General features: G+C 69.7%; 19 protein-coding genes and 3 pseudogenes. 11 read left to right on the top strand and 11 right to left on the bottom strand.

The annotated features are described in order from the left end of the window. Window positions 1-314: 314 nt before the first annotated feature. From AXW62_RS09555 to AXW62_RS09540, 4 genes are all read right to left on the bottom strand, one after another. Entirely contained in the window at window positions 315-860 is a 546-nt protein-coding gene (locus AXW62_RS09555; protein ID WP_060944122.1) for an RICIN domain-containing protein, read from the bottom strand. A 193-nt stretch (window positions 861-1,053) separates the two neighbouring features. After that, a complete protein-coding gene (locus AXW62_RS09550; protein WP_060944121.1) occupies window positions 1,054-3,039 on the bottom strand; it encodes a helix-turn-helix domain-containing protein in 1,986 nt (661 codons plus the stop codon). Between the two features lie 73 nt (window positions 3,040-3,112). Further along, entirely contained in the window at window positions 3,113-3,931 is an 819-nt protein-coding gene (locus AXW62_RS09545) for a 3-hydroxybutyrate dehydrogenase (protein WP_060944120.1), read from the bottom strand. Window positions 3,932-4,355: 424 nt separating this feature from the next. Continuing rightward, entirely contained in the window at window positions 4,356-4,820 is a 465-nt protein-coding gene (locus tag AXW62_RS09540; protein ID WP_060944119.1) for a MarR family winged helix-turn-helix transcriptional regulator, read from the bottom strand. 140 nt (window positions 4,821-4,960) lie between these two features. Between AXW62_RS09540 and AXW62_RS09535 the strand changes: the two genes are divergently transcribed. The 4 genes and pseudogenes from AXW62_RS09535 to AXW62_RS40625 form a co-directional block, all read left to right on the top strand. Beyond that, complete coding sequence (locus AXW62_RS09535; RefSeq protein WP_060944118.1) at window positions 4,961-5,698, top strand: SDR family oxidoreductase; 738 nt, start codon at window positions 4,961-4,963, stop codon at window positions 5,696-5,698. Window positions 5,699-5,839: 141 nt separating this feature from the next. Continuing rightward, complete coding sequence (locus AXW62_RS09530; protein ID WP_060944117.1) at window positions 5,840-6,748, top strand: LLM class flavin-dependent oxidoreductase; 909 nt, start codon at window positions 5,840-5,842, stop codon at window positions 6,746-6,748. 10 nt (window positions 6,749-6,758) lie between these two features. After that, window positions 6,759-7,145, top strand: coding sequence for a VOC family protein (locus tag AXW62_RS09525; RefSeq protein WP_060944116.1), 387 nt, complete (start codon window positions 6,759-6,761; stop codon window positions 7,143-7,145). A gap of 194 nt (window positions 7,146-7,339) precedes the next feature. Beyond that, a pseudogene (locus AXW62_RS40625) lies at window positions 7,340-7,486 on the top strand (IS110 family transposase); the annotation flags it as partial. 153 nt (window positions 7,487-7,639) lie between these two features. Here AXW62_RS40625 and AXW62_RS09520 read toward each other — a convergent pair. The 3 genes and pseudogenes from AXW62_RS09520 to AXW62_RS09515 all read right to left on the bottom strand — a co-directional run bounded on the left by AXW62_RS09520 (window position 7,640) and on the right by AXW62_RS09515 (window position 10,366). Next, window positions 7,640-9,127, bottom strand: coding sequence for a sialate:H+ symport family MFS transporter (locus tag AXW62_RS09520; protein WP_060944127.1), 1,488 nt, complete (start codon window positions 9,125-9,127; stop codon window positions 7,640-7,642). 60 nt (window positions 9,128-9,187) lie between these two features. Further along, a pseudogene (locus tag AXW62_RS45610) lies at window positions 9,188-9,317 on the bottom strand (N-acetylmannosamine-6-phosphate 2-epimerase); the annotation flags it as partial. 89 nt (window positions 9,318-9,406) lie between these two features. After that, window positions 9,407-10,366: a dihydrodipicolinate synthase family protein gene (locus tag AXW62_RS09515; protein ID WP_060944115.1), complete on the bottom strand. Its 960-nt coding sequence runs from the start codon at window positions 10,364-10,366 to the stop codon at window positions 9,407-9,409. 158 nt (window positions 10,367-10,524) lie between these two features. Between AXW62_RS09515 and AXW62_RS40620 the strand changes: the two are divergent. From AXW62_RS40620 to AXW62_RS09500, 4 genes and pseudogenes are all read left to right on the top strand, one after another. Further along, window positions 10,525-10,665 (top strand): annotated as a pseudogene (locus AXW62_RS40620) (GntR family transcriptional regulator); the annotation flags it as partial. A gap of 183 nt (window positions 10,666-10,848) precedes the next feature. Then, entirely contained in the window at window positions 10,849-12,555 is a 1,707-nt protein-coding gene (gene istA, locus AXW62_RS09510) for an IS21 family transposase (RefSeq protein WP_079115547.1), read from the top strand. A 56-nt stretch (window positions 12,556-12,611) separates the two neighbouring features. Then, window positions 12,612-13,388, top strand: a complete 777-nt coding sequence (istB, locus tag AXW62_RS09505) for an IS21-like element helper ATPase IstB (protein ID WP_060944114.1) — start codon at window positions 12,612-12,614, stop codon at window positions 13,386-13,388. A gap of 103 nt (window positions 13,389-13,491) precedes the next feature. After that, the gene (locus AXW62_RS09500) at window positions 13,492-14,697 is read left to right on the top strand and encodes a PP2C family protein-serine/threonine phosphatase (RefSeq protein ID WP_060944113.1); all 1,206 of its coding nucleotides are present in this window, start codon (window positions 13,492-13,494) and stop codon (window positions 14,695-14,697) included. A 501-nt stretch (window positions 14,698-15,198) separates the two neighbouring features. Here the strand turns inward: AXW62_RS09500 and AXW62_RS09495 are convergent. Then, window positions 15,199-15,930, bottom strand: a complete 732-nt coding sequence (locus AXW62_RS09495) for a FadR/GntR family transcriptional regulator (RefSeq protein ID WP_060944112.1) — start codon at window positions 15,928-15,930, stop codon at window positions 15,199-15,201. A 193-nt stretch (window positions 15,931-16,123) separates the two neighbouring features. Continuing rightward, on the bottom strand, window positions 16,124-16,999 hold the full coding sequence (locus AXW62_RS09490; RefSeq protein ID WP_060944111.1) for an alpha/beta fold hydrolase: 876 nt from the start codon (window positions 16,997-16,999) through the stop codon (window positions 16,124-16,126). A 112-nt stretch (window positions 17,000-17,111) separates the two neighbouring features. Between AXW62_RS09490 and AXW62_RS09485 the strand changes: the two genes are divergently transcribed. Then, window positions 17,112-17,657 carry a CGNR zinc finger domain-containing protein gene (locus tag AXW62_RS09485; protein ID WP_060944110.1) on the top strand — a complete coding sequence of 182 codons (546 nt, stop codon included), beginning with the start codon at window positions 17,112-17,114 and terminating at the stop codon, window positions 17,655-17,657. A gap of 134 nt (window positions 17,658-17,791) precedes the next feature. On the opposite strand, the gene AXW62_RS09480 is transcribed toward AXW62_RS09485, so the two are convergent. After that, a complete protein-coding gene (locus AXW62_RS09480) occupies window positions 17,792-18,406 on the bottom strand; it encodes a TetR/AcrR family transcriptional regulator (protein ID WP_060944109.1) in 615 nt (204 codons plus the stop codon). Further along, window positions 18,406-19,254: an oxidoreductase gene (locus AXW62_RS09475; RefSeq protein WP_060944108.1), complete on the bottom strand. Its 849-nt coding sequence runs from the start codon at window positions 19,252-19,254 to the stop codon at window positions 18,406-18,408. The genes AXW62_RS09480 and AXW62_RS09475 overlap by 1 nt, the downstream gene beginning before the upstream one ends. A 214-nt stretch (window positions 19,255-19,468) precedes the next feature. On the opposite strand from AXW62_RS09475, the gene AXW62_RS09470 reads away from it, so the two are divergent. Together AXW62_RS09470 and AXW62_RS09465 are read left to right on the top strand one after the other, a co-directional pair. Next, the gene (locus tag AXW62_RS09470; protein WP_060944107.1) at window positions 19,469-20,257 is read left to right on the top strand and encodes a helix-turn-helix domain-containing protein; all 789 of its coding nucleotides are present in this window, start codon (window positions 19,469-19,471) and stop codon (window positions 20,255-20,257) included. Window positions 20,258-20,471: 214 nt separating this feature from the next. Next, the gene (locus AXW62_RS09465; protein WP_060944106.1) at window positions 20,472-21,644 is read left to right on the top strand and encodes a 4-hydroxybenzoate 3-monooxygenase; all 1,173 of its coding nucleotides are present in this window, start codon (window positions 20,472-20,474) and stop codon (window positions 21,642-21,644) included. The last annotated feature ends 114 nt before the right edge of the window (window positions 21,645-21,758 follow it).

Below are 21,758 nucleotides of genomic sequence, written 5' to 3'. Positions count from 1 at the left end.
ATCACCCTTCGGCTCTCGGCGCGGGCGTCGTGCACCTCGCGGGCGGCGAGCCCATCCGCCATGTGCCGCCCCCGCCACTCCATGAGCGCACGCCGCGTCCTGCGGGGCCTGCTTGCGCAAGTGTTGCTGGAACAGCAGGCCATAGCGGTCGATCCGCCACAACCGCGCGAAGACCACCATGACGGTGCCCATTCGGGGTTGCACGGCGGCCGGTGCGGCGGTGCGTCGGGCCGAGCCGCTGACGGGCGGCGCCGGGCGGCGCCCGGCGGGGCTGCCCCGGGGCTCGCCCCGGGGCAGTGGGCGAGGGTGCCGCCTCAGACCGTCGTGGCCGTCCACCGCTGCTGGGATTCCCCGTGGCAGTCCCACTGGGTGAGCTGGGTCAGGACGGTGCCGTTGAGGGTCTGGTCCATGCACTTGCCGCTGTACTTGTTGACCAGCGTGAACTGGTCGCTGTTCTCGACGCTGACGCGCGCCCAGAGCTGGTCCTCGTAGCCCGGGTTACAGCCGTATCCCGCCAGCTGGTGGCCGTTGTCCACACTGTGGTAGCCGTTGACCAGGCACGTCCCCGACGCCTTGTTCCGCAGATGGAACCAGTTGCCCTGGACCGGGACGACCTCCCACTGCTGGTTCGTGCCTCCGTGCTCGGGGTACAAGGTGACGGGCGTGCCGTCCGTCGACGAACCGTAGGCCAGATCCGCCACCGGATTCGGGTCCTTCACCGTGTGCAGGATGACGGTTTGCCCGGCCGCCCGGGTGGCTGGCCCCCCGGGCGCCGCGGCGCCGGCCGGGGTCACCGCCAGGCCGGTGAGCGCCAGGGCGAGGAGCGTTCCGCCGAGAGCTGCCTGCCGTACCAAGGACATGCGTGTCCCGGCCTTTCTCCTTCGTGGTGGCCCGTCCGCCGGGAGGGCGTGACGGTGCGGGAACCAGACTCGGGAGGGAACGGTCGTTGTGGTACGGCACGGCCAGCAAACCACCTAAAAGGTGGAAGAGTTGTCGAGTGGGGCCATGTCCGGAATGCGCCTGCGGAAACCGATGCCGCACACGGCCGCGCGGTCACCCTCCGGGGCGTGCGGCGGGCGCGGATGCCGGTCCCTCCTTGCCGCGACGGCCGACCTGGTGCACACGGTGGATCCGCAGCGCCAGCTGGATCTCCAGCGCGCGTTCCGGGTGGTCCCAGTCCTGCCCCAGGAGCGCGGCCACCCTCTCCAGGCGCTGCACCACGGTGTTGACGTGGACGTGCAGCAGGTCCTTGGCCCGGATGTGGCTGCCGTTCACGGCGAAATACGCCTCCAGCGTCCTGACCAGTTCGGTTCCCCTGCGCTCGTCCCACCGCAGGACGGGGCCCAGGGCCCGGTCGACGAAGCCCCCGGTGTCCTGTTCCCGGCCCAGCAGAACCCCGAGGAAGCCCAGGTCCGCGGCGCAGGCGCCGTCACCGGTGAGGCCCAGCACCCGCATGGCGCTCAGACAGCGGCTGCCCTCGGCGTAGCAGCCGGGCAGGGCTGCCACCCCCTGGCACGGCCCTGCGGCGACCACGCTCACGGGTGTGCCGAGCCCCTGGGAGAGGTGGTCGGCGGCGGCCCGGGCGGCCTGACCGGGCTCCGTTCCGTCGTCGGGGACCAGCATGACCACGTGGTGCCCGTACTCGCAGCACAGGCCCGCACGGCCGAAGAGGTACTGCTGGGCCCCGGCGGTCAGCCTGCCGTCCGGATCCGTCTCGGCCTCGGCGACCAGCACCAGGTGCGGCCGGGTCAGGTCCACGCCGAGCCGGTGGCCGCGTTCGGCGAGGAGCACCGGATCGCGGCCCGCTCCCTCCAAGAGGTCGGTGAGCAGTTCGCCGCGCACGCGGTTCTCGGTTTCGACCACGGTACGGCGCAGCAGCAGGAGCAGCGCGGTGATGGTGCCGGTGCGCTCGAACAGCCGGCGGTCGGGGCCGTCCAGGTCCGGGCGCCCGTGGAAGGCCAGGCTGCCGAGCAGTTCCTGGCCGGCCAGCACGGCGCAGTACCAGCACTCGCCGTCGCGGACGGAACGGCCCTCGGCGCGGGCGCGGGCGACGGCTCCCAGGAGCGCCTCCGGATCCGGCGGACGGGCCCCCGCCTCGCCGCCCGCCTGGGCCAGCACCTCGCCGCGCGGGTCGAAGATGGTCAGTCGGCCGCCAAGGAACTCGGCCACCGCGGCGGCCACTTCGGACACCTCCGAGCCGCGCAGCACCAGATCGGTCAGCCGGTCGTGCGCTTCGGCGGCGCGCTGTGTGGACAACGCGTGTTCCTGGATGACGGCGTTGGCCTCGGTGAGTTCCGCCGCGGCGTTCTTGGCGTCGGCGAGCGCCCTGGCGGTGTCGATCGCGATGGCGGCGTGCGCGGCCAGCGAGCTGAGCAGGGCCACCTCGTCCGGGGAGAAGCTGCGGGGGCCGCGGTCGGCCGCGAACAGGACACCGATGACATTGCGGTCGCCGGCCGGGCCCGACCCGAGGAGCAGCGGTACGCCGAGGATGGCGACGAGCCCCTCGTCCAGGACTCCGTGGTCGATGGTCCGGGTGTGCTGGAACCGTTCGTCCGTGCGGTAGTCCGGGGACGCGTAGGGACGCATGGTCTGGGCCACCAGCCCGCCCAACCCCTCGCCCAGCTTGAGCCTGAGCTGCTGGAAGGCGAGCGAGACCGAGCCGTCGGTGACCCGCATGAAGGTGTCCTGGGCCGCCTCGTCCACCAGGGTGAGGTAGGCGGTGTCCGTCCTCAGCAGCGTTCTGGCGCGCCGCACGATCGAGCGCAGTACCGCGTCGAGGTCGCGCAGGGCGGCCAGGTCGCCGGCGGTGTCGAACAGCGCCGTGAGTTCGGCTTCGCGGCGGCGCTGGCGGCGGAGCACCTGCCGGACCCCGAGGGCGGTGGCGACGGCCCGGTCGATCTCTTCCAGATCGTCGCCGGCGACGCCGTCGGCGCGGGCCCGCGCGGCCACCGCCGTGAACTGCTCGGCGGAGGCGTCCGTGGCCAGCAGCTCCATCAGGTGCCGCAGGGCGGCGGTGGAACGGACAGGGGTCTGTGACATGGAACGAACCTCGGGGAGGGCGGGTGCGTGCCGACGGACGCCCGCGGGGACGGCGGTGCGGGGCACCGGACGGTCAGTGCGCGGTCCAGCCACCGTCCAGCGGCAGCGAGGTGCCGGTGACGAAGCCGGCGGCCTCGGAACACAGCCACAGCACCGCGGAGGCGACTTCCTCCGGCTCGATGAGACGCTTGATGGCGCTGCGCTCCAGCAGGACCTTCTCCAGCACCGCCGACTCCTCGACGCCGTGCGAGCGGGCCTGGTCGGCGAGCTGTGCCTCGACCAAGGGGGTGCGGACGTACCCGGGATTCACGCAGTTCGACGTGACGCCATGGGGCGCCCCCTCCAGGGCGGCGACCTTGCTCAGCCCCTCCATCGCGTGCTTGGCGGCCACGTAGGCGCCTTTGAAGGCCGAGGCCCGCAGTCCGTGCACGGAGGAGAGGTTCACGATGCGGCCCCACCCGCGTGCGTACATGTGGGGCAGCGCGCGCCGGATGATGCGGAACGGGGCCTCGACCATGATTTTCTGGATGAGGACGAAGCGGTCCGGCGGGAACTCGTGCAGCGGCGCGATGTGCTGGAGCCCGGCATTGTTGACGACGATGTCGACGTCGGCGGGGAGGCCGTCGATGGCCTTCGGGTCGGAGAGGTCGGCCACGCAGGGGGCGCCGCCGATCTCCTCGGCCACCCGCTCGGCGGCCTCCTCGGCCAGATCGACGACGTACACGAAGGCCCCGGCGTCGGCGAGGGCGACGGCACAGGCCCGGCCGATGCCGCTCGCCGCGCCGGTCACCAGGGCGCCGCGCCCTTTCAGGAACTGGTGTGCGGAGGCGGCGGACGCGTCGAAGCGGACCTGCCGGGCAGCGTCGCCCTCCGCGGTGCGGGTGGAGTTCATGCCGTCACGGTAGGCAGTGGGCCCGCCCCTGGACATGGTGGGGGACACCATGCCCGAAGCGGTCGGGGCGGTTGCCGCCCACATGGGGACCGCCACGTGGCGGCGTGACCCGGCACCGTCCGCGGGCCCGGGGAAGCGGAATGACGGGTACGAAGCACGGCGGCATGCACGGCGTCAACGGCCGGCCGCCCCAGCACGGCCCGGCTCGACCACGATGGTGAACTGCCCTTGGCCAGGGGACCTTGATGCGGCTGAAGGTCGAGCATCTGTCCAAGGACCCCCCCGGCCCGGGTCCGCCGGGGGGGCAGCTACATTCTTTCCGCGCAGCCAAAAGGGCTCTCGACAAGCCCTGTCGTTGCAGGTCAGGAGCGTTTCTCGGGTTTGTGGTCAAGCTTCGGGCAACCCACCTCGCGAAAACCCGGGGCTAGTCGGATTGAGTGCCATCGGTGTCCGTCCCGCTGCGCCGGGCTATGAGTTCGTCCTCGATGCGCCGGAGCGTGGCATTGACGATCTCGATGGTGGCGGGGTCGTCGATGATGCCCCGGAGGGTCCGGTCCCAGTTGTCGCGAAGGATCTGGTGATTCTGGTGGGCCTTGTCGGTGGGGTACAGGCGCACGCCTCGGGCGTTGCGGTCGTCCACGACGCGATCCACGAGCCCCCTCTTTTCCAGGCCGCGCAGTACCCGGCTGAAGTTGCTCGACGGGAGCAGGGTCGCCTCCGAGGCGGCTCGTGCGGACGTGCCGGGGTGGTGGTGGATGAACCGCATGACGCTGATCTCGATCGGTGTGCACGGCTCGAAGGCGGGGTCCGTCGGGGGCCGAAGCTGTCGCCCCACGGCGAAGACCAGGTCGGCCAGTTCGTGGAGACTGGCGGCTTTGACGTCGCTCATGTCACGAGGATACCTTCCTATTACTTGATAGCTGTCAGTTGATAGCATTGAATGGCGGGCGGCCCCCGTGCCTCGAAGGCCGTGGCGCTGCTCAGGCAATCCACCGAGCAATCCACCGACTCATGGATGAGGAATCCCCTATGGACATCAGCGGAGCCGTCGTACTCGTGACCGGAGCGTCGTCAGGCATCGGAGCGGCCACCGCACGCGCCGCCTCCCGCGCCGGTGCGCGCGTGGTGCTCCTCGCTCGCCGCGAGGAACGCATCCGACAGCTCGCCGAGGAACTCGGCGAGTCGGTGGCCCTGGCCGTGCCATGCGATGTGACGGACCGGGGCCAGGTCGCGGCGGCCGTAGAAGCCGCGATCGAGAAGTTCGGGCGGATCGACGTCCTGGTGAACAACGCGGGCCAGGGGCTGCAGGCGACCGTCGACGCCATCGACCCCGAGGACTTCCGGGCCGTCCTCGAACTCAACCTCGTCGCACCCCTGACCATGACGCAGGCCGTCCTTCCGCAGATGCGCAAGCAGGGAGCCGGGGCCATCGTGAACGTGGGCTCCGGGATCATCTGGTCGTCGCTGCCCGGATCCGGCGCATACTCCGCCTCCAAGGCCGCCCTCGCCAAGCTCTCGGCCATCGCCCGCGTCGAACTCGCCGACCACAACATCGCCGTGTCGATGATGTTCCCCTCGATCACCGAGACCGAGTTCGTCAGGACGGTTCGCGGCGACGTCGCAGGCGCGCTGCACATGGAGGGCTCCAGCGGCTTGGTACCCCAGTCACCCGAGGGCGCCGCCGCCACCATCCTCGATCTGATCAGGAGCGGCGCCGAGCAGGCCGACCTCGTCCCGGAGGAGCACGGCGGCACGCTCAAAAGCTGAGCCGCCGGAAACCGAAAATACCCCGACGCACGTCATGAGGCCGGGCGGGCCGCGCCTTCCGCCGCTGTCGACGGAGCACAGGCGGCAGCGGTGGAAGGACACGCACCACCCGGTCCGTTACCGAAGGAAGAGACACGGCATATGGAGATAGGCATAGGGCTGCCGGGTCATGTCACCGGAGTCGAGGAGCGTACGGTGGTGACGTGGGCGCGGCGGGCCGAGGAGCGGGGATTCGCCTCGCTGATCGCCAGCGACCGCCTGGCCTGGTCCACTCCGGAACCGCTGATCACACTGGCCGCGGCAGCCGGGGCCACCGAACGCATCCGGTTGGTCACCAGCGTGCTGCTGGCCCCGCTGCACACCAACCCCGCATTGTTCGCCAAGGCCACGGCGACCTTGGACCGGATCGCGGGCGCCGGACGGCTGCATCTCGGCCTCGCTCCCGGAGCCCGCGAAGACGACTACCGGGCGAGCCACCTGGACTTCCGTACGCGAGGGCGTGCCCTGGACACACTGGTGGAACGCGTCACCGCCATCTGGCGGGGCGAAGAGGAGGTGGGTCCGGCCCCGGTCACCCCCGGAGGGCCGCCCCTGTGGTTCGGCGGCGCATCGCAGGCGACGCTGCGGCGTATCGCCTCCCACGGCACCGGATGGATCGCCGGAACCGGCGGAGACATCGACGAGTTCACCACCTTCGCCACCCGCCTCCACAGCCACTGGAAGCAGGCCGGCAGGCAAGGACGTCCGCGCACCAGGGCCACCGCGATGTTCGCCCTCGGCGGCCACGCACACCAATCCCTCGCCCGCGCCGTCAACGACTACTACGCCTTCGCCGGCCCCGACTACGTCCGGACCGTCATCGACACGGCGGCCACCACCGCCGAGGTGATCCACGCGACCGTCACCGCCCACGAAGCAGCCGGACTCGACGAACTCGTCTTCGTGGGCAACGACACCGACCCGGAGCAGATCGACCTGCTCGCCGACATCCTCGGGGACAAGCTCACCTCCCCGAACAGCACAACCAGGACGCCGGACCGCTCACAGTGAAGGAGCCACGATGCCGAACGAGTTGAACCACTTCATCGTCCACTGCCGTAACCGGCGAGAGTCCGCCGCGTTCCTGGCCGACCTGATGGCCGCCCCCGCCCCCTTCGACTACGGCCGGTTCACGCAGGTCAACACAGCAAACAACGTCGGCATCGACTTCGCCGACGACTTGGTCCCCGCCGACCGCATCAACGAAAGCCACATCGCATTCCTCGTCACCGACGAAGAGTTCGACGCGATCCTGGCCCGCCTCAAGAAGAACTCCGTCCCCTTCTGGCCGAACCCGGCCAAGACCCGCGAAGGCGAGATCAACCACCTGTTCGGCGGGCGCGGCCTGTACACACTCGACCCCGGCGGCACGGTCCTGGCCGAGTTCATCACCACGCCCTACAGCTGAGCTTGTCCCACCTTCGAAGCGTGGGTCTGAGCTGATCCTTCGTAAGATCGGCGGGCCCAGGGGTTCCGGGTATGGCTGTGAGCTTTGGATGGCTTAGAGAACTTGGCCGCCCGGAGCCCCGCGACGACTCGACCGCTCATTGGGATACGCGACTCGATCGCTGTGCAGGACAACGTCGGCGACGTCGTCTGCGGGCGTCGACGGCCTACCGTGGCCAGGGCAAGACGGATGAGAAGGACGCGTTCGTCATCGCCGACCAGGCACGCATGCGCCAGGACCTCGGCCTCCTGCGGCCCGGCGACGAGATAGCCGTCGACCTGCGTACCTTGACCGCCCGCCGCCTCCTGATCCGGCCCCGCAGGATGCCCGGGCGGGGACGGCCGGAGTCGAGGCGCTGGTCCGCCGGCCAGGTCCACCGGTACGCGGGCGTCCGGCGAGGGAGCCCGAGCGGACGCGGGCCGGTGGGCGTGCGCTCGGCCCGGGCGAGCGCACCCCTACGGTGTTTCCCAGCCGCTCCGGCCGATGCGTGGCCGCGGCTGTTTCCGCTCCGGTGGGTGCGCCGGTGCCGCGGCGAGATGATCTGTCGTGGCCTCCGGGTCGGTGAGCCGGTTGAGCCGGGCCGGTACGTCGAAGCCGACCAGCAGCACGACGATGACCGTTCCGGCGAAGGTCAGGACGGCCAGGGCCCGGCCCAGATCCATCCCGGAGGACAGGTGCGCGCCGAGGACGGGGGCGACGGCGCCGCCGAGCGCGCCCACGTTGTAGGTGAAGCCGAGCGCGGAGCTGCGGCTCCCAGTGGGGAAGTGGCCGCCGATGTAGCGCGGCAGCAGTCCGGAGATGCCGAAGCTGGTCGCCTGGAGCAGGAACAGCAGGCAGCCGAGCAGAAGGAGATTGTCCCGTACGGCGAACACGGGGAAGACGAAGGCGAGCGAGGCCAGCAGGGTCAGCGCGTACGCCTTCCTGGTGCCGATCCAGTCACCGAGGAAGCCCGCCGCCCAGCAGCCGGCCATGGTGCCGAAGCCCGCGAAGTACAGGGCGTCGGTGACCTGGGCGGCGCTGTAGCCGAGGTCGGTCTTGAGGTAGGTGGGCAGCAGGGACTGGATGGGCCAGGAGTAGAGGAACGCGAAGAACAGCGTCACGATCATCGAGACGTACAGCAGCCGGCCGCGCCTGCCGCCCAGCTGCACCGCGAAGGCGAGCAGTGCCAGGCCCGCCACCACGGACAGGACCGGCACCATGCCCTCGCCCGCCGGGGTGAACACCAGGAACAGCGCCACTGTGGTGGCCACCACCAGCGCGGTGTTGACCACGGCCAGCCGTGGGGTGCGGAACAGCGGGCGGAACGGGTTGGGCCTGGCGCCCTGTTCCGCCACGTTCTCCGCCCACTCCTCGGCCTCCGGCAGTGCCCGGCGCATCCACAGTGCGACGCCGATCGGGATCAGCCCCAGGCAGAACATCCACCGCCAGCCGAGCGAGGGCACCACCCAGGTGTAGACCTGCGCGGCCAGCACCGAGCCGGCGGAGTAGCCCGAGATGAGGAAACCGCTGGCACGGTTGCGGAGCCGGGCCGGCCAGCTCTCCATGACGTAGGTGGCGCTGGCGCTGTACTCGCCGGCCATGCCCATGCCGATGGCCAGGCGTGCGGCGAAGAGACTGTGGTAGTCCCAGGCGAGGCCGCAGGCGAAGGTGCCCACCGAGTACAGCAGGATGCTGAGCACCATCGAGAGCTTGCGGCCGTACCGGTCTCCCAGGGCGCCCAGCACGGCGCCGCCCAGCCACCGGGTGATGAAGGCGCCGGACACCAGGCCGGCCGCCTGCACCGTACTCAACCCGAAATCGTCACTGATCTCGGTCAGCACCAGGGTGATCAGAACGAAGTCGAAGCCGTCCAGGAGGTAGCCGATCCAGGCGGCGAAAAAGGACTTCCACTGGGTGCCGCTGATCTCCCGGTACCAGGGAAGGGTGGGGTGTGGTGTCTGCACGGTGGTCTCCAGCTGCTGGACAGCGCTCACCAGCGGACGCCGCCCAGCGGGGGTGGTGTGCTGGGTGAGGCCGGCCGCGAAGCGGGCGGTCAGGGCCGGTCGGCGCGGTGATCGCCGTCCCGGCGAGGACGCTGTGGGCACCACGGGCCGGCGCTTCGGCGGCTTCCTCGGGGCTGCCGTTCGGTCGCCCCGCGCCGCGGTGCCCGCCCAGCACCGGACGGCGTCGGTGGCACCGTTTTTGACCCGGCACGAGGCGCACCACGGCCTTGGTGACGGCGTTCATCGCGCCGGAGCCAGACCGGCGTCGCGCAGCCGCTGCGCGACCTCGGCGACGGACCCGGCGGAGAGCGGGATCTGGGGGAAGGCGGTGGCGCCGTCGTCGATGACGCCGAGCAGCCGCAGCGCGTGCTTGAACGCGCCGAGCGCGGAGGAACTGCGGCCCATGTCCGCCTCCGGGCCGACGTCGACCATGGCGAACAGCTCGACCAGCCGCTCCTGCTCCTGGGCGGCACCCGCCCAGTCACCGGCCCGCGCCGCGTCGTACAGCCGCACGTAACCGGCCGGATCGACGTTGCCGAGGCCGGGGACGACACCATCGACGCCGGCCAGCAGTGCCGCGTCCACGGTCAGTTCGGAACCCGTCAGCACGCTGAACCGCGGCGCGGCGCCGTGGGCACGGCCGTCCCGGCCGCCGAGTTCGACGATGAGCCGGCGCAGTCCGCCCTCGTCGCCGCTGCTGTCCTTCACACCGGCCAGGGTCCCGTCCTCGGCCAGTTCGCGGACCAGCGCGGAGGACAGTTTGGACTGCACCGACACCGGGATGTCATAGGCGAACAGCGGCAGATCGACGTCCTGGCGCAGACGGCGGAAGTGCCCGGCGATCTCCTTGCCATGGGTGCGGGTGTAGAAGGGCGCGGTCGCCACCACCGCGTCGGCACCGAGCTCGGCGGCGGTCCGGGCGTGCGCGGCCACCCGGGCGGTGGTGGTGTCGATGACACCGGCGAGGACCGGCAGGCGTCCGCCGGCGGTGTCGATGACCGTGCGCAGCGCGGTGGCGCGCTGGTCGTCGGTCAGGTAGACGACCTCGCTGGTGGAACCGAGGGCGAAGAGCCCGTGCACCCCGCCCTGGATGAGGTGCTCGACGAGCCGCGCGAGGGAGGCGGTGTCGACCTCCCCCTGGGAGTCGAGGGGCGTGCAGACCGGTGGCACGACGCCGCGCAGCGGTGCGGTGAGGGGCATGGTGAGGCTCCAGCGTGGTGTTCGGTTCTCCGGCCGTGTTCTCGGCAAGAAAACACGACCGGGGACATGGGACGTAAGATGTCTTATGTTTGTCTCACCTAAGCGGAAGGCCCGGCGGCAGGTCAAGAGTGACCGGCTGCCGGCCGAGGAGGAACACAGTGGCCCGCCCGGCCATGGCCCCGGACATCGAGCGCCGGATCAAGGAGCTGATCATCGAGCGCGGTCTCGCCCCGGGGGATCCGCTCCCCATCGAGGCCGAGCTGATGCGGCTGTTCGGTGCGGGCCGGGTCTCCGTCCGTGTTTCTAGCGGGGTGAAGTAGAGCCGGTGGGGCGATGGCTTTGGGAGCCATAGGGTCGGCGGTGAGATTGGAAGCCATTTGGTGTGATTGTGCACGACATGCCGCTTTTGGAGTAATCAGGGTTTTGGGCTGTTTGGCTGCTCACGCTGTGGTCGTTGATCACGGTCGTGTCAGGAGACCCGTGTGTACAGGTCGCGTGAGTGGATCTTTGAGCGGATCCGCCGGGACCGGCGTTTGGACCCGGCGCTGTCGGGGCGGGCGCTGGCCCTGCGGTACCGGGTGTCGCGGAACACGGTGGCGAAGGCGTTGGCGTCTCCGGTGCCGGCGAAGCGGAAGAAGCCGCCGCCGCGGCCGAGCGTGCTGGAGCCGGTGAAGCCGTTTATCGACGCGATACTGCGGGCGGATCTGGACGCGCCGAGGAAGCAGCGCCACACCATCGACCGGGTACTTCAGCGGCTGGCGGGCGAGCACGATTTCGAGCTCGATGCGTACTCCACGGTCCGCGACTACGTCGCCAGGCGGCGCCCGGAGCTGGTACTGGAGGCGAGGGAGGGGCGCCGTCACCTGGAAGGGACGGTCCCGCAGGCCAAGCGGCCCGGTGAGGAGGCCGAGGTCGACTTCGCGGATGTGTGGCTGGACCTGGCCGGGCAGCGCCGCAAGTGCGTGCTGTTCACGCTGCGGCTGTCGTACTCGGGCAAGGCCGTCCACCGCGTTTATGCCACGGCCTCGCAGGAGGCGTTCTTCGAGGGCCACGTTGAGGCGTTCGAGATGCTGGGCGGGGTGCCGGCGGTCCACATCCGGTATGACAACCTCAAGCCGGCGGTGAAGCTGGTCCTGTTCGGCCGCTCGCGCACGGAGTCGGCCCGGTGGGCGGCGTTCCGATCCTGGTACGGCTTCTCGGCGTTCTACTGCACGCCGGGTGAGGAAGGCGCCCATGAGAAGGGCGGGGTGGAGCACGAGGGCGGCCGGTTCCGCCGCACGCACCTGGTCCCGCCGCCCCAGGTGGAGTCCCTGGCGGAGCTCAATGAGCGCCTGGCGGCGATCGATGCGGCCGAGGATGCCCGGCATGTCCATGGCCGGCCCACGTCGATCGGGTTCGATTTCGAGCAGGAACGGGAACTGCTGGGTGTGCTGCCAGCGGACGGCTACGACTGCGGGATCGACCTGACGCCGGTGGTGCACCGCAACGGCCGGATCACGGTTCGGCAGTGCTACTACTCGGTGCCAGCGAAGTTCATCGGGACCAAGGTACGGGTGAAGCTGCGGGCCAACGAGCTGTGGGTCTACGACGGGCGGCAGGTCGTCGCCCGCCACCCGCGGCTGACCCGCCGTTACACCTTCCACGACATCCTCGATCACTACCTGGAGATCTTGCTGGTCAAGCCGGGTGCATTCGCTGGGGCCTCCGCGCTGGCTCAGGCGCGGGCGGAAGGCGGCTTCACCAGGACACACGAGGCGTTCTGGGCTGCGGCTAAGCAGAAAACGGGGGACCGGGAAGGCACCCGGATGCTGATCGAGGTGCTGCTGCTGCACCGGCAGTTGCCCGCTGACGCGGTGATCGCCGGGTTGACCACCGTCCTTCGGGTCGGCTCGGTCAGCACCGACCTGGTGGCGATCGAGGCCCGCAAGGCGATGGAGAACACCGAGCCAGACGCCTGCGACGATCTCGACGACGTCAACGGGCCGGGCCTGGATGCCGAGCACGACGACGATCCGGACAGGCCGGGCCAGGACGAGGCGGCCGGCGAAGAAGCGAAGGTGATCTCGCTGCACACCCGGCGTCTGCCGCCGGATCCGCGCACCGCGCTGCCGGACATGGCCAAGTACGACCGGCTGCTCACACCGGTGAAGGACACAGGCACCACGAAGCAGAAAGGCACCAGCGCATGACCCCCACCAGGACCAGGTCTGCTGACCCGATCGCCCAGCAGGTGCCGCCCACCCGGATGCCGCTGCCCGGCGACCCGGAGGACGCGGCGATCGACGAAGCATGCCGGGACCTGAGGCTTCCGGCGTTCCGCGAGCGGTTCGTGGAACTGGCGGCCACCGCGCGGCGCGAGCAGTCCGCCTATAAGCAGTTCCTCCTGGACCTGCTGCAGGTCGAGGTCGCCGACCGGGACGTGCGCCGGCAGCAGAGACTGGTCCGCTCGGCGAAGTTCCCCAGGCCCAAGCGGCTGGAGGACTTCATGTTCGAGAAGAACCCCAACGTCTCGCCCGAGATTATTGGCGAACTCAAGAACCCCTCATGGGTCCAGGAGGGCCGCCCGCTGGTGCTGATCGGTGACTCCGGCACCGGCAAGTCGCACCTGCTGATCGGGGTGGGCACGGCGATCGCAGAAGCCGGTCTCACCGTCCGCTACACCACCACCTCGGCGTTGGTGAACGAGCTCGCCGAGGCCGACGCTGGGCGCCGTCTGTCCTCCGTGATCGCCCGGTACAGCAAAGTCGATCTTCTGTGCCTGGACGAGTTCGGCTACCTCAACCTGGACAAGAAGGGTGCGAAGCTGCTCTTCCAGATCTTCATAGAACGCGAGGAATGCAAGGCGACCGCGGTGGCCACCAACTCCCCGTTCGCCGAGTGGGACAAGACCTTCGGCGACCCCAGGCTCTGCGCGGCCATCGCCGACCGGATCACCTTCCGCTGCACCCTCATCCAGTCCGGCACCGACTCCTATCGCTTCCAGGCCACCGAAGCCGGCCGTCAGGCCACAACCACACGGTGATGCCCGCTCTCCTGCGCCCCTGCCGTCCTGAGCAGCTTCGAAAGAGGGCCAAGGGCAATGGCGGACCGATGAGAGGAAAGGCGCCAGAGTGACTGAGCACGACATGACGGTCGAGGGGCTGCTGGCAGCGGTGGAACAGGCGCCACCAGTAGATTCCGTTGCAGTGGTCGCCCAGGTCCTTGCCAGGCAGATGCATGCCCCTGAGGTCCGCTTCTGGATCATCGATTTCACCGGCGACGTCTTGCTGTCTCTACCGGCGGCCAATGACAGGGAAGGCGGGGAACAACACCACATCGACCTTCGCGGCACCCTCCACGAGGAGGTGATCCGCTCCCAGCAACTGCACATCACCCAGACCCCCGAGCCGGTGAGCGGATACCGGGTGCTGGCACCGGTGACCACCCAGGGAGATGCCGTCGGCATCCTGGAGGTGACTACAGCCGTCAAGCCCAGCCCACGTCACAGCCGCCAGATCGCGCAGGCCGCCCAAGCCCTGGCCTACGTCGTCACCTCCAACCGGCGCTTCACCGACCTCTACGAATGGAGCCGGCGCAGCTTCCCGCCCACCCTGGCCGCTGAAATCCAGCACAACCTTCTCCCACAGGCTCTGTCCTGTGAAGCCGGGCCGGTCACTTTCGCCGGCGCCCTCCAGCCAACTCACGACATCTCCGGCGATACCTTCGACTACAGCCTGGACCGGCACACCCTGCACGTCTCCATCACCGATGCCATGGGCCACCACACCTACGCCGCACTGCTGGCCACCCTCATCGTCGGCTCCCTGCGCAACACCCGGCGGGCCCGGGTCCCTCTGGCCGAGCAGGCCCGGGCAGCACACCAGGCCGTCCTGGACTACGGCCAAGACGCCACCGTCACAGGCCAGCTCCTGAACATCAACCTGTCCACCGGCCGTGCCCTGTTCGTCAATGCCGGCCACCCCTGGCCACTGCGACTGCGCAACGGCCGGGTCAGCGAGATCCAACCAGAAGTGGACCTGCCCTTCGGCGCACCCTGGGACGGCCACTACCGCGTGCAGGACCTAGACCTGGCCCCCGGAGACCGACTGGTGCTGCTCACCGACGGGATGACCGAACGCAACACCACCGCCCTGGACCTACCCGCCCGCATCGAAGCCGACGCCGACCTACACCCCCGCGAAGCCGTCCGCTCCCTCATGCGCGCCCTCCACCAAGCCACCGAAGGAAACCTGCTGGACGACGCCACCGTCATCTGCCTGGACTGGCACGGCACCAGCTCCAGCCAGCACACCAGCACGACCAGCGCCGACACCTCCCCAAACCGCCACTGACGCACACCAGAACACGAACACCACCGCAGCCCGCTCCCAGCACACGGAGCCGGGCCCCTTGGCACGCGCCTGTCAGGGACACGAACCAAAGGGCCCGGGGACCACAAGGTATCGAGACCGACGACCACGCCAACGCGGACACGCTCGTCCGTGTCCTCACGGACAGACATCACCCGATAGGGGTGGCTCCCGATCCCACCGCCGATCATGATCTGCGGTGCTGTCCATCTCGTGCACAAACGCAGCAGCCTGGCTCCCAATCCCACCGCCCAAGTGGCTCCCGTTCACCCCGTCAGAAACACCGTCCGCGAGGCGCTCAAAGCCTTGCAGGCCATGGAGGTGGTCGAGATCCGCCGCGGGTACGGAACCTCCGTCGGAACCGTCTGCGCGGCCCTCCGGCGCGCTCGAACAGGCTCTACCTTCCGGGGGCGCGCCGAGTCCGAGCCGGTGAGGCGTGGCGGTCGCCGGCCGGTTGAAGGATGTCAGGCGATGGAAGGGGGATCAGGAGGCGGCGTCGTCACGGGCGCGTGCCTCGGTCACCCTGCGCCGGACCGGCGCGTAGTGCTCCTCCAGCGCCTTGAGGAAAGCGGTGGTGTCCTCGGCCCGTGCCGCGTCCACCAGGCTCTGATGGGCACTGATCGTCGACAGTTCGTCGGCGTGCGTGAACCCGTCGAGATGCGGTGCCACGATCGTGTACACGTCCCAGAAGGCCATCGACAACTGGCCGATCAGGTCGTTGCCCACGGGTGCGATCAGCAACGCGTGGAAGGCCCGGTCGGCGGCGACGAACCCGCTCCCTTCGTCGGCGCCGGTCTCCCGCATCGTCTGCACCAGCGAGTCGAGGGTGTCGAGCTGCTCGTCGCTGAGTGACGACACGATGCGCTCCGCCATGCCGCGCTCGAACAGTTCGCGGACGTCGACCAGGTCGGCCAGGACCTGGAAGTCGTCGCCGGGGGAGAGCAGCCCGCGGAACGTGAGACTCTCCACCAGCGCCGAGAGGCTCAGCCGGCCCACGTAGGTACCGTGGCCGTGCCGGACATCGACGATGTCGAGAGCGTCCAGGATCTTGATCGCCTCGCGGACGCTCGAACGGCTGGCACCGAGAGCTTCGCACAGAGCGGGTTCCGCGGGCAGCGGGTCGCCGGGGCGCAGCCGCTCCCGCAGGATGTAGCGCTTGATGCCCTCCACGACCTCCTGCCGCAGCAGGGTACGGCTTGACCGGGTGCCGGGCATCGCGGTGACTCCCTACTCCTTGACCGCTTTCGTCTGCGAGGTAGGTCCTCAAGGCTATCAGCGGGACATCGGACGTCTGCTCTGTGGGCAGTCGATCGCGGCAGGTGACGGGACCGGTGGCCACTCCGTGGGTCAGGGGCTGATCACACCAGTCTCGATCACGCCGGCGCCCGCCGGTGCTCCACCCGCGGCTTCACACTGACGAAGGCTGTTGCCCGAGGAAGGCGCGCATCGCGTCGGCGACCGTGTCGAGGTGGCTTTCGAGCAGGAAGTGCCCTCCGCCCGGCACCAGTCGGATCTGGGCGTCTTTCAGGTCCTTCGCGAAGGCCCGGGCGCCATCGGGGCCGAAGATCTTGTCTTCCGCGCCCCAGATGGCCAGCAGCGGTACCTGGGTGGCGCGGAAGTACGCGTGGAGCCGGGGGTACAGCGGCGGGTTGGTGGCGTAGTCGCGGAAGAGGTCGAGTTGGATCCGGTCGAGGCCGGGGCGCGAGATCTCGCGGTGGTCAGCGGCCCAGGTGTCCGGGTCGATCAGATCCGGTTCGGCGACGCCGTGCAGGTACTGCCACCGGATGGCTTCCTCGCTCAGGGCCCCGCGCAAGGCGGCTTCCGTCGATGGGCTCGGCGACTGCGCGTAGGCCCAGACGGGGGCCCAGAAGTCGGGGACGAACCCTTCGTCGTAGGCGTTGCCGTTCTGTGTGACGATCGCGGTGACGGCGTGCGGGTGTCGCAGTGCGAGGCGCCATCCTATGGGGGCGCCGTAATCCTGGACATACAGCGCGTAGCGGTCCAGGCCCAGTGCGGCGAGCAGCCCTTCGGTCACGTCGGTGAGGGCGTCGAAGCTGTAGGCGAACGCGTCGGCCGGCGGTGTGGCGGACTGTCCGAACCCCAGATGGTCAGGGGCGATGACATGGAATCGGTCGGCCAGCGCGGGGATCAGCTGCCGGAACATGCGCGAGCTCGTGGGATATCCGTGCAGCAGGACGATGGCGGGAGCGTCGGCCGGGCCGGCTTCCCGGTAGAACACGCGGTGTCCGAGCACGGAGGCGTAGCGGTGTCGCACCTGGGTCATGAGTAACCCCTTAAGTGGGCGAAGATGGTTAGGGTCCGTCGTTCATAGGCTGGTCCTCGGATGTGTAACCTGTCAAGCGCGGCAAGACGGTTACGCATGGAGGAGGGCCGGGATGTCCGGGGAGGAGGCGCTGCTCGAAGCGCTCAACAGCACGCCCGTTGTGGACGGGGTCCCGCGCGACCTGTGGCGGGACGGCCCCGCATTGAGCCAGTGGGCGGCACGGCGTGGGGGCGGCGGCGGGCCCGCGGAGCGGGAGTGGCTCAGGAAGACCCGTGACGCACTGCAGACGGTGGTGCGCGGTGAGAGCGGCCCGGAGATCCTGGCCGCGTTCCTCGCGGGTGTGCGCAAGGCGCCCCGATGGAGCGGGGACCGCCTGGACTGGGTCCTGGAAGTCGAGGCGGAGCGACGGCTGGCCGTCGAGCTGATCCTCGCCTGGGCCCGTATTCAGGAGGAATCGCCGGGCCGGCTGCGACCGTGCGCGAACAGCGACTGCCGTCTGTTCCTGGTGGACCACAGCCGGGCCAACACCGCGCGGTGGTGCTCCATGAGAACCTGCGGCAACCGGCTCAAGGCCCGTCGGCACCACGAGCGGCAACGACGGGCCGGGGGAGCGGCGGCGCCCGGCGACACCGGAGCGAGGCCGGACCGGTCGTCCTGAACAACCGCCCCGTCATGGAGTGAGAGGCGTCGGGCGGGGTGGACATCAGCACCTGATGCGGACGTCCATGTGCGGGAGCTCTGGCCGGAATGGCGAGGTCCGATGCACACGCCGCATCGTCCACGCCGGACGTCTCAGGCGGTCAGGCCGGCGCTGACCAGCCAGATGTGTTCGCAGGTCGAGGATGCCTTGCGCAGATTCTCGCGGGACTCCTGCGAGGCGTGGTAGAAGGTCCGCTCGATCATCCAGCAGAGGGCGCGTGCCATCGCCGAGGCTTGTTCCGGTTCGTCGCCGGCCGGAATGCCGGCTCGTTCCAGGACAGCGGTGATGGCTGTGATGAACAAATCAGCCGTACGGCTCCACAGCTCGCCGATCTCCGGCACGGTCAGTGACAGGTCGATCGCTGTGCGCATGACCAGGCCGTGCTCGTTCCACAGCTCGACCGTGCGCCGCATGGCCGCCGCGATGGCCTGACGCGGCTCGTCGGTCTGCGCGGTGGCCCGGGACCGCTCCCACAGGTGCTCCACGGTCCGGGCCACGAGTGCCGTGACCACTTCTTGCTTGGAGCCGAAGTAGAAGTACAGGGCGCCACGTGTGATGCCGGCGCCCTGGGCGATATCGCCGACGGTCATGGCGTCGTAGCCCTTTTGCGCCAGCAGGGCTTCGCAGGTGTCCAGAATGGCCCGCTCCCGGACATCGCCCTTGCGTTCGGTGGTGCGTCGGCTGCGGGTGGGGTGGTGGCCGGGCATCAGAGCTGAGCACCCTCGGCGAAGTCGGTCGTACGGGAGAGCGTCTCCCAGGCGCGGATGTCCTCGTCCACGGCCGTGCGCGCGGCGGTGACCAGTCGCAGCGCGTCCGAGCCCAGGACGAGGTGGGCCGGCGGCTGGTCCACCGACGCGATGTGCACGACGGCCTCCCCGGCCTTGGCCGGGTTGCCCAGCTGGTTCCCGCTCGCCTTCTGCCTCGCTTCGCGGATGGGGGCGAACAACTCGTCGTAGTCGTCGATGGACCGCGTGATGCGTGTCATGGACCGTCCGGCCCAGTCGGTGCGGAAGGAGCCGGGCTCGATCGCCGTCACGTGGATCCCGAACTGCGCGACCTCCTTGCCCAGCGCCTCGAGGATGCCTTCCAGCGCGAACTTGCTGCCGCAGTAGGCGGACATGCCGGGCACGGCCATCAGCCCGCCCATGGAGGTGACGGCCATCAGGTGTCCGCGGCGGCGCCGGCGCATGTGGGGCAGTGCCGCCTGCAGGGTGGCCACTGTCCCGAGTACGTTGACCTCGAATTGCCGCCGCACCTCGGCCAGCGGGGTCTCCTCGAAGGTGCCCTCCAGGCCGTAGCCGGCGTTGGCGATGACGACGTCCAGAGCTCCGATGTCCTGCTCCACGTCGGTGATCACACGTGACACGGCGTCGCTGTCCGTGACGTCCAGGATGCGGCCGTGAGCGTGCCCGGGTTTGAGCTCTTCGAAGGCCCGCAGGTCCTTCTCCGAGCGGACCGTGCCGACGACGGTGTGCCCGACGGCCAGGGCCGCTTGGGCGAAGGCACGTCCGAGGCCCGTGCTGACGCCGGTGATGAGCCACTTCTGTTCCCGCATTGCTCCTCCATCTGGAACTCGGAAGGAGCCTGATCGCTCCCTCACCGCCAACTCTACACGGTGTCGATTTTTATCGTCGTCGTGTAGGTTTCTGGTGGCACCTCACGGCTCCCCCAGTGGCTGACTGCTCCAGGTGCCGGCCGTCGTATTCGGGCCCATGAGCCAACTGCCGGCCCATCCCAAGTGGCCCAAGTCATCGGTAAACTGACACCCGATGCCGAAAACCCGTCACACCTCGAGGGTGCTCTCCTACCCCGAAGCGCCGCTCCTGCGAGGAAGCGCGTGGTGGCTGCCGCATGGCTACCAGCTCGACCCGCACTCGCACGTCCAGGGGCAGCTCGTATACGCCGCTGCCGGCACGCTGGCCACCGTGACGGAGCGCGGGACCTGGGTCGCCCCGGCCAACCGCGTCACCTGGACGCCGCCACGCTTCGCCCACTCCCACCGCTTCTACGGGCGCACTGACGTACGCCTCATCGCCGTCCCGCTCGACCTGTGCGGCGAACTCGTGGGTCACCCCAGCGTCTTCGCGGTGAGCCCCCTCCTGCGCGAGGCGCTGTTGGCGCTGACCGACAAGCCGGAGCGGCGGCCCGGCGCTCACCGGCGGTTGCTCACCGTGGTCGTGGATGAGCTCGCCGACGCCGCCGAGCAGTCGCTGCACCTGCCCGAACCCCGCGACGACCGGTTGCGCGCCGCCACCGCACTCCTGCACGAGGATCCCGCCCGGCCTGCCACCCTGGCCGAGCTGGGCCGCGTGGTAGGGGCCAGCGAGCGCACCCTGAGCCGCCTGTTCCACACCGAACTGAGCATGAGCTTCCACCGCTGGCGCACCACCCTGCGCATCCACCACGCCCTGGCTCACCTCACCGACGGCCTGTCCGTCACCGAGACCGCGGTGGCGTGCGGCTGGTCCAACCCCTCCAGCTTCATCGACGCCTTCACCGAGGTCATCGGCCAGACCCCCGGCCGCTACCAAGCGGACCTGCGCGGCGGCGGAAAGTAGCCGAGCGCTGCCCTGGCGCGCGAAGGCCGCCCGCCGGACCCCCGGATCCACGAGGTTGGCGGCTTTCCGGTACCTGCTGTCCAAACACCGGTGGTTCACGGCCCCGAGTGGGATTCACAGTGGTGTCGCTACGCCGCACCGCCCGGGGGCGGCACCGTCGTTCGCGCCATCGGCGTGTTCGGCCCATGTTTTGAGCACGGAGGCTCGCACACACATGACTGAGACATCCGCACAGACGACCGTCGTCATCGTCGGGGCCGGCGTCGCCGGCCTGACGCTCGGCAACTTCCTGCTGCGCAACGACATCGACTGCGTCGTGCTGGAGAAGCATCCCCGCGCCTATGTGGAGGGGCGTCAGCGTGCCGGGACCATCGACAGCTTCGGGGTGCGCATGTTCCGCGAGTGGGGACTGGAAGAGGTGCTGGAGGGCGACCCCATCCCGGACAGCGAGGGCGGCTTCTACATCGACGGGGAAGCGATGCCGCTCGACATGGAGGACGATGACCACGAGAGCCTCTACTGCCCCCAGCAGGTCCTCGTCCGCAACCTCACGGACGTCTTCCTGCGCGAGGGCGGAGACCTCCGCTACCAAGCCGCCGACGTGTCCCTGGAAGACATCACCGGCGAGCGCCCCCGCGTCCGCTTCCGGGACGCCGACGGCACGGCACAGGCCATCGACTGCGACATCGTCGCCGGCTGCGACGGCTTCCACGGAGTGAGCCGGCGCACCATCCCGGCCTCCGCGCTGACCGAGTACGCCCATGAGTACCCCTACTCCTGGCTGAGCGTCCTGGCCGCGGTTCCCGCGAAGCCGTCCGGCATGGCGATCCACTCGCTCGGTCTGGCCGGCATGATCCCCCGCGGCCCGCACGCCAGCCGCATCTACCTCCAGTGCCGGGTCGACGACACCCCCGAGCAGTGGCCGGACGAGCGCATCTGGAGCGAACTGGAGGCCCGCTTCGGGACCGCCGTGTCGGCCGGCGAGATCATCGACAAGCGGATCGTGCCGCTGCGCAGCGTCGTGTTCGACCCGATGAGCTACGGCAAGCTCTACCTCCTCGGAGACGCCGCGCACATCGTGCCGCCGATGAGCGCGAAGGGGATCCACCTCGCCCTCCACGACACCGAGGTCTTCGCCCGCGCCGTCATCCGCCAGGTCAAGGAGGGCGACCCCAGCCTCCTCGGCAGCTACTCGGAGACCTGCCTGCCCCACATCTGGAACTACCAGGCGTTCGCGACCTGGATCACCGACGTCATGCACAACGCCGGTTTCACCGGCTACGAGGGAGAGTTCCGCAAGCAGATCGCCCGCGCCGAACTGCAGCGCCAGTTCGCCTCGGAGGCGGCGAACAAGCTCTTCAGCGAACTCACCGCCGGAACCAACTAGCACGCCGGCAGTGTCGCGCTCGATGGCCTGGTCGAGGGGGTCCTCTTCCCTGTCCAGCCGGGCGTGTCCGGGACGGGCGGCGGGCGCGGGCCGCCGCCGGGTGGGGCGGGAGGC

The organism is Streptomyces hygroscopicus subsp. hygroscopicus, from assembly GCF_001553455.1.
Lineage (GTDB): Bacteria > Actinomycetota > Actinomycetes > Streptomycetales > Streptomycetaceae > Streptomyces > Streptomyces hygroscopicus.
The sequence above is the reverse complement of the archived record's forward strand: the minus strand, read 5'-3'. Positions and strand labels throughout refer to the sequence as shown.

Excerpts from the sequence above, each read along its gene's own strand:
- AXW62_RS09555 (WP_060944122.1), bottom strand. The coding sequence starts at position 860 with ATGTCCTTGGTACGGCAGGCAGCTCTCGGCGGAACGCTCCTCGCCCTG.
- AXW62_RS09550 (WP_060944121.1), bottom strand. The coding sequence starts at position 3,039 with ATGTCACAGACCCCTGTCCGTTCCACCGCCGCCCTGCGGCACCTGATG.
- AXW62_RS09545 (WP_060944120.1), bottom strand. The coding sequence starts at position 3,931 with ATGAACTCCACCCGCACCGCGGAGGGCGACGCTGCCCGGCAGGTCCGC.
- AXW62_RS09540 (WP_060944119.1), bottom strand. The coding sequence starts at position 4,820 with ATGAGCGACGTCAAAGCCGCCAGTCTCCACGAACTGGCCGACCTGGTC.
- AXW62_RS09535 (WP_060944118.1), top strand. The coding sequence starts at position 4,961 with ATGGACATCAGCGGAGCCGTCGTACTCGTGACCGGAGCGTCGTCAGGC.
- AXW62_RS09530 (WP_060944117.1), top strand. The coding sequence starts at position 5,840 with ATGGAGATAGGCATAGGGCTGCCGGGTCATGTCACCGGAGTCGAGGAG.
- AXW62_RS09525 (WP_060944116.1), top strand. The coding sequence starts at position 6,759 with ATGCCGAACGAGTTGAACCACTTCATCGTCCACTGCCGTAACCGGCGA.
- AXW62_RS09515 (WP_060944115.1), bottom strand. The coding sequence starts at position 10,366 with ATGCCCCTCACCGCACCGCTGCGCGGCGTCGTGCCACCGGTCTGCACG.
- istB (WP_060944114.1), top strand. The coding sequence starts at position 12,612 with ATGCCGCTGCCCGGCGACCCGGAGGACGCGGCGATCGACGAAGCATGC.
- AXW62_RS09500 (WP_060944113.1), top strand. The coding sequence starts at position 13,492 with ATGACGGTCGAGGGGCTGCTGGCAGCGGTGGAACAGGCGCCACCAGTA.
- AXW62_RS09495 (WP_060944112.1), bottom strand. The coding sequence starts at position 15,930 with ATGCCCGGCACCCGGTCAAGCCGTACCCTGCTGCGGCAGGAGGTCGTG.
- AXW62_RS09490 (WP_060944111.1), bottom strand. The coding sequence starts at position 16,999 with ATGACCCAGGTGCGACACCGCTACGCCTCCGTGCTCGGACACCGCGTG.
- AXW62_RS09485 (WP_060944110.1), top strand. The coding sequence starts at position 17,112 with ATGTCCGGGGAGGAGGCGCTGCTCGAAGCGCTCAACAGCACGCCCGTT.
- AXW62_RS09480 (WP_060944109.1), bottom strand. The coding sequence starts at position 18,406 with ATGCCCGGCCACCACCCCACCCGCAGCCGACGCACCACCGAACGCAAG.
- AXW62_RS09475 (WP_060944108.1), bottom strand. The coding sequence starts at position 19,254 with ATGCGGGAACAGAAGTGGCTCATCACCGGCGTCAGCACGGGCCTCGGA.
- AXW62_RS09470 (WP_060944107.1), top strand. The coding sequence starts at position 19,469 with ATGCCGAAAACCCGTCACACCTCGAGGGTGCTCTCCTACCCCGAAGCG.
- AXW62_RS09465 (WP_060944106.1), top strand. The coding sequence starts at position 20,472 with ATGACTGAGACATCCGCACAGACGACCGTCGTCATCGTCGGGGCCGGC.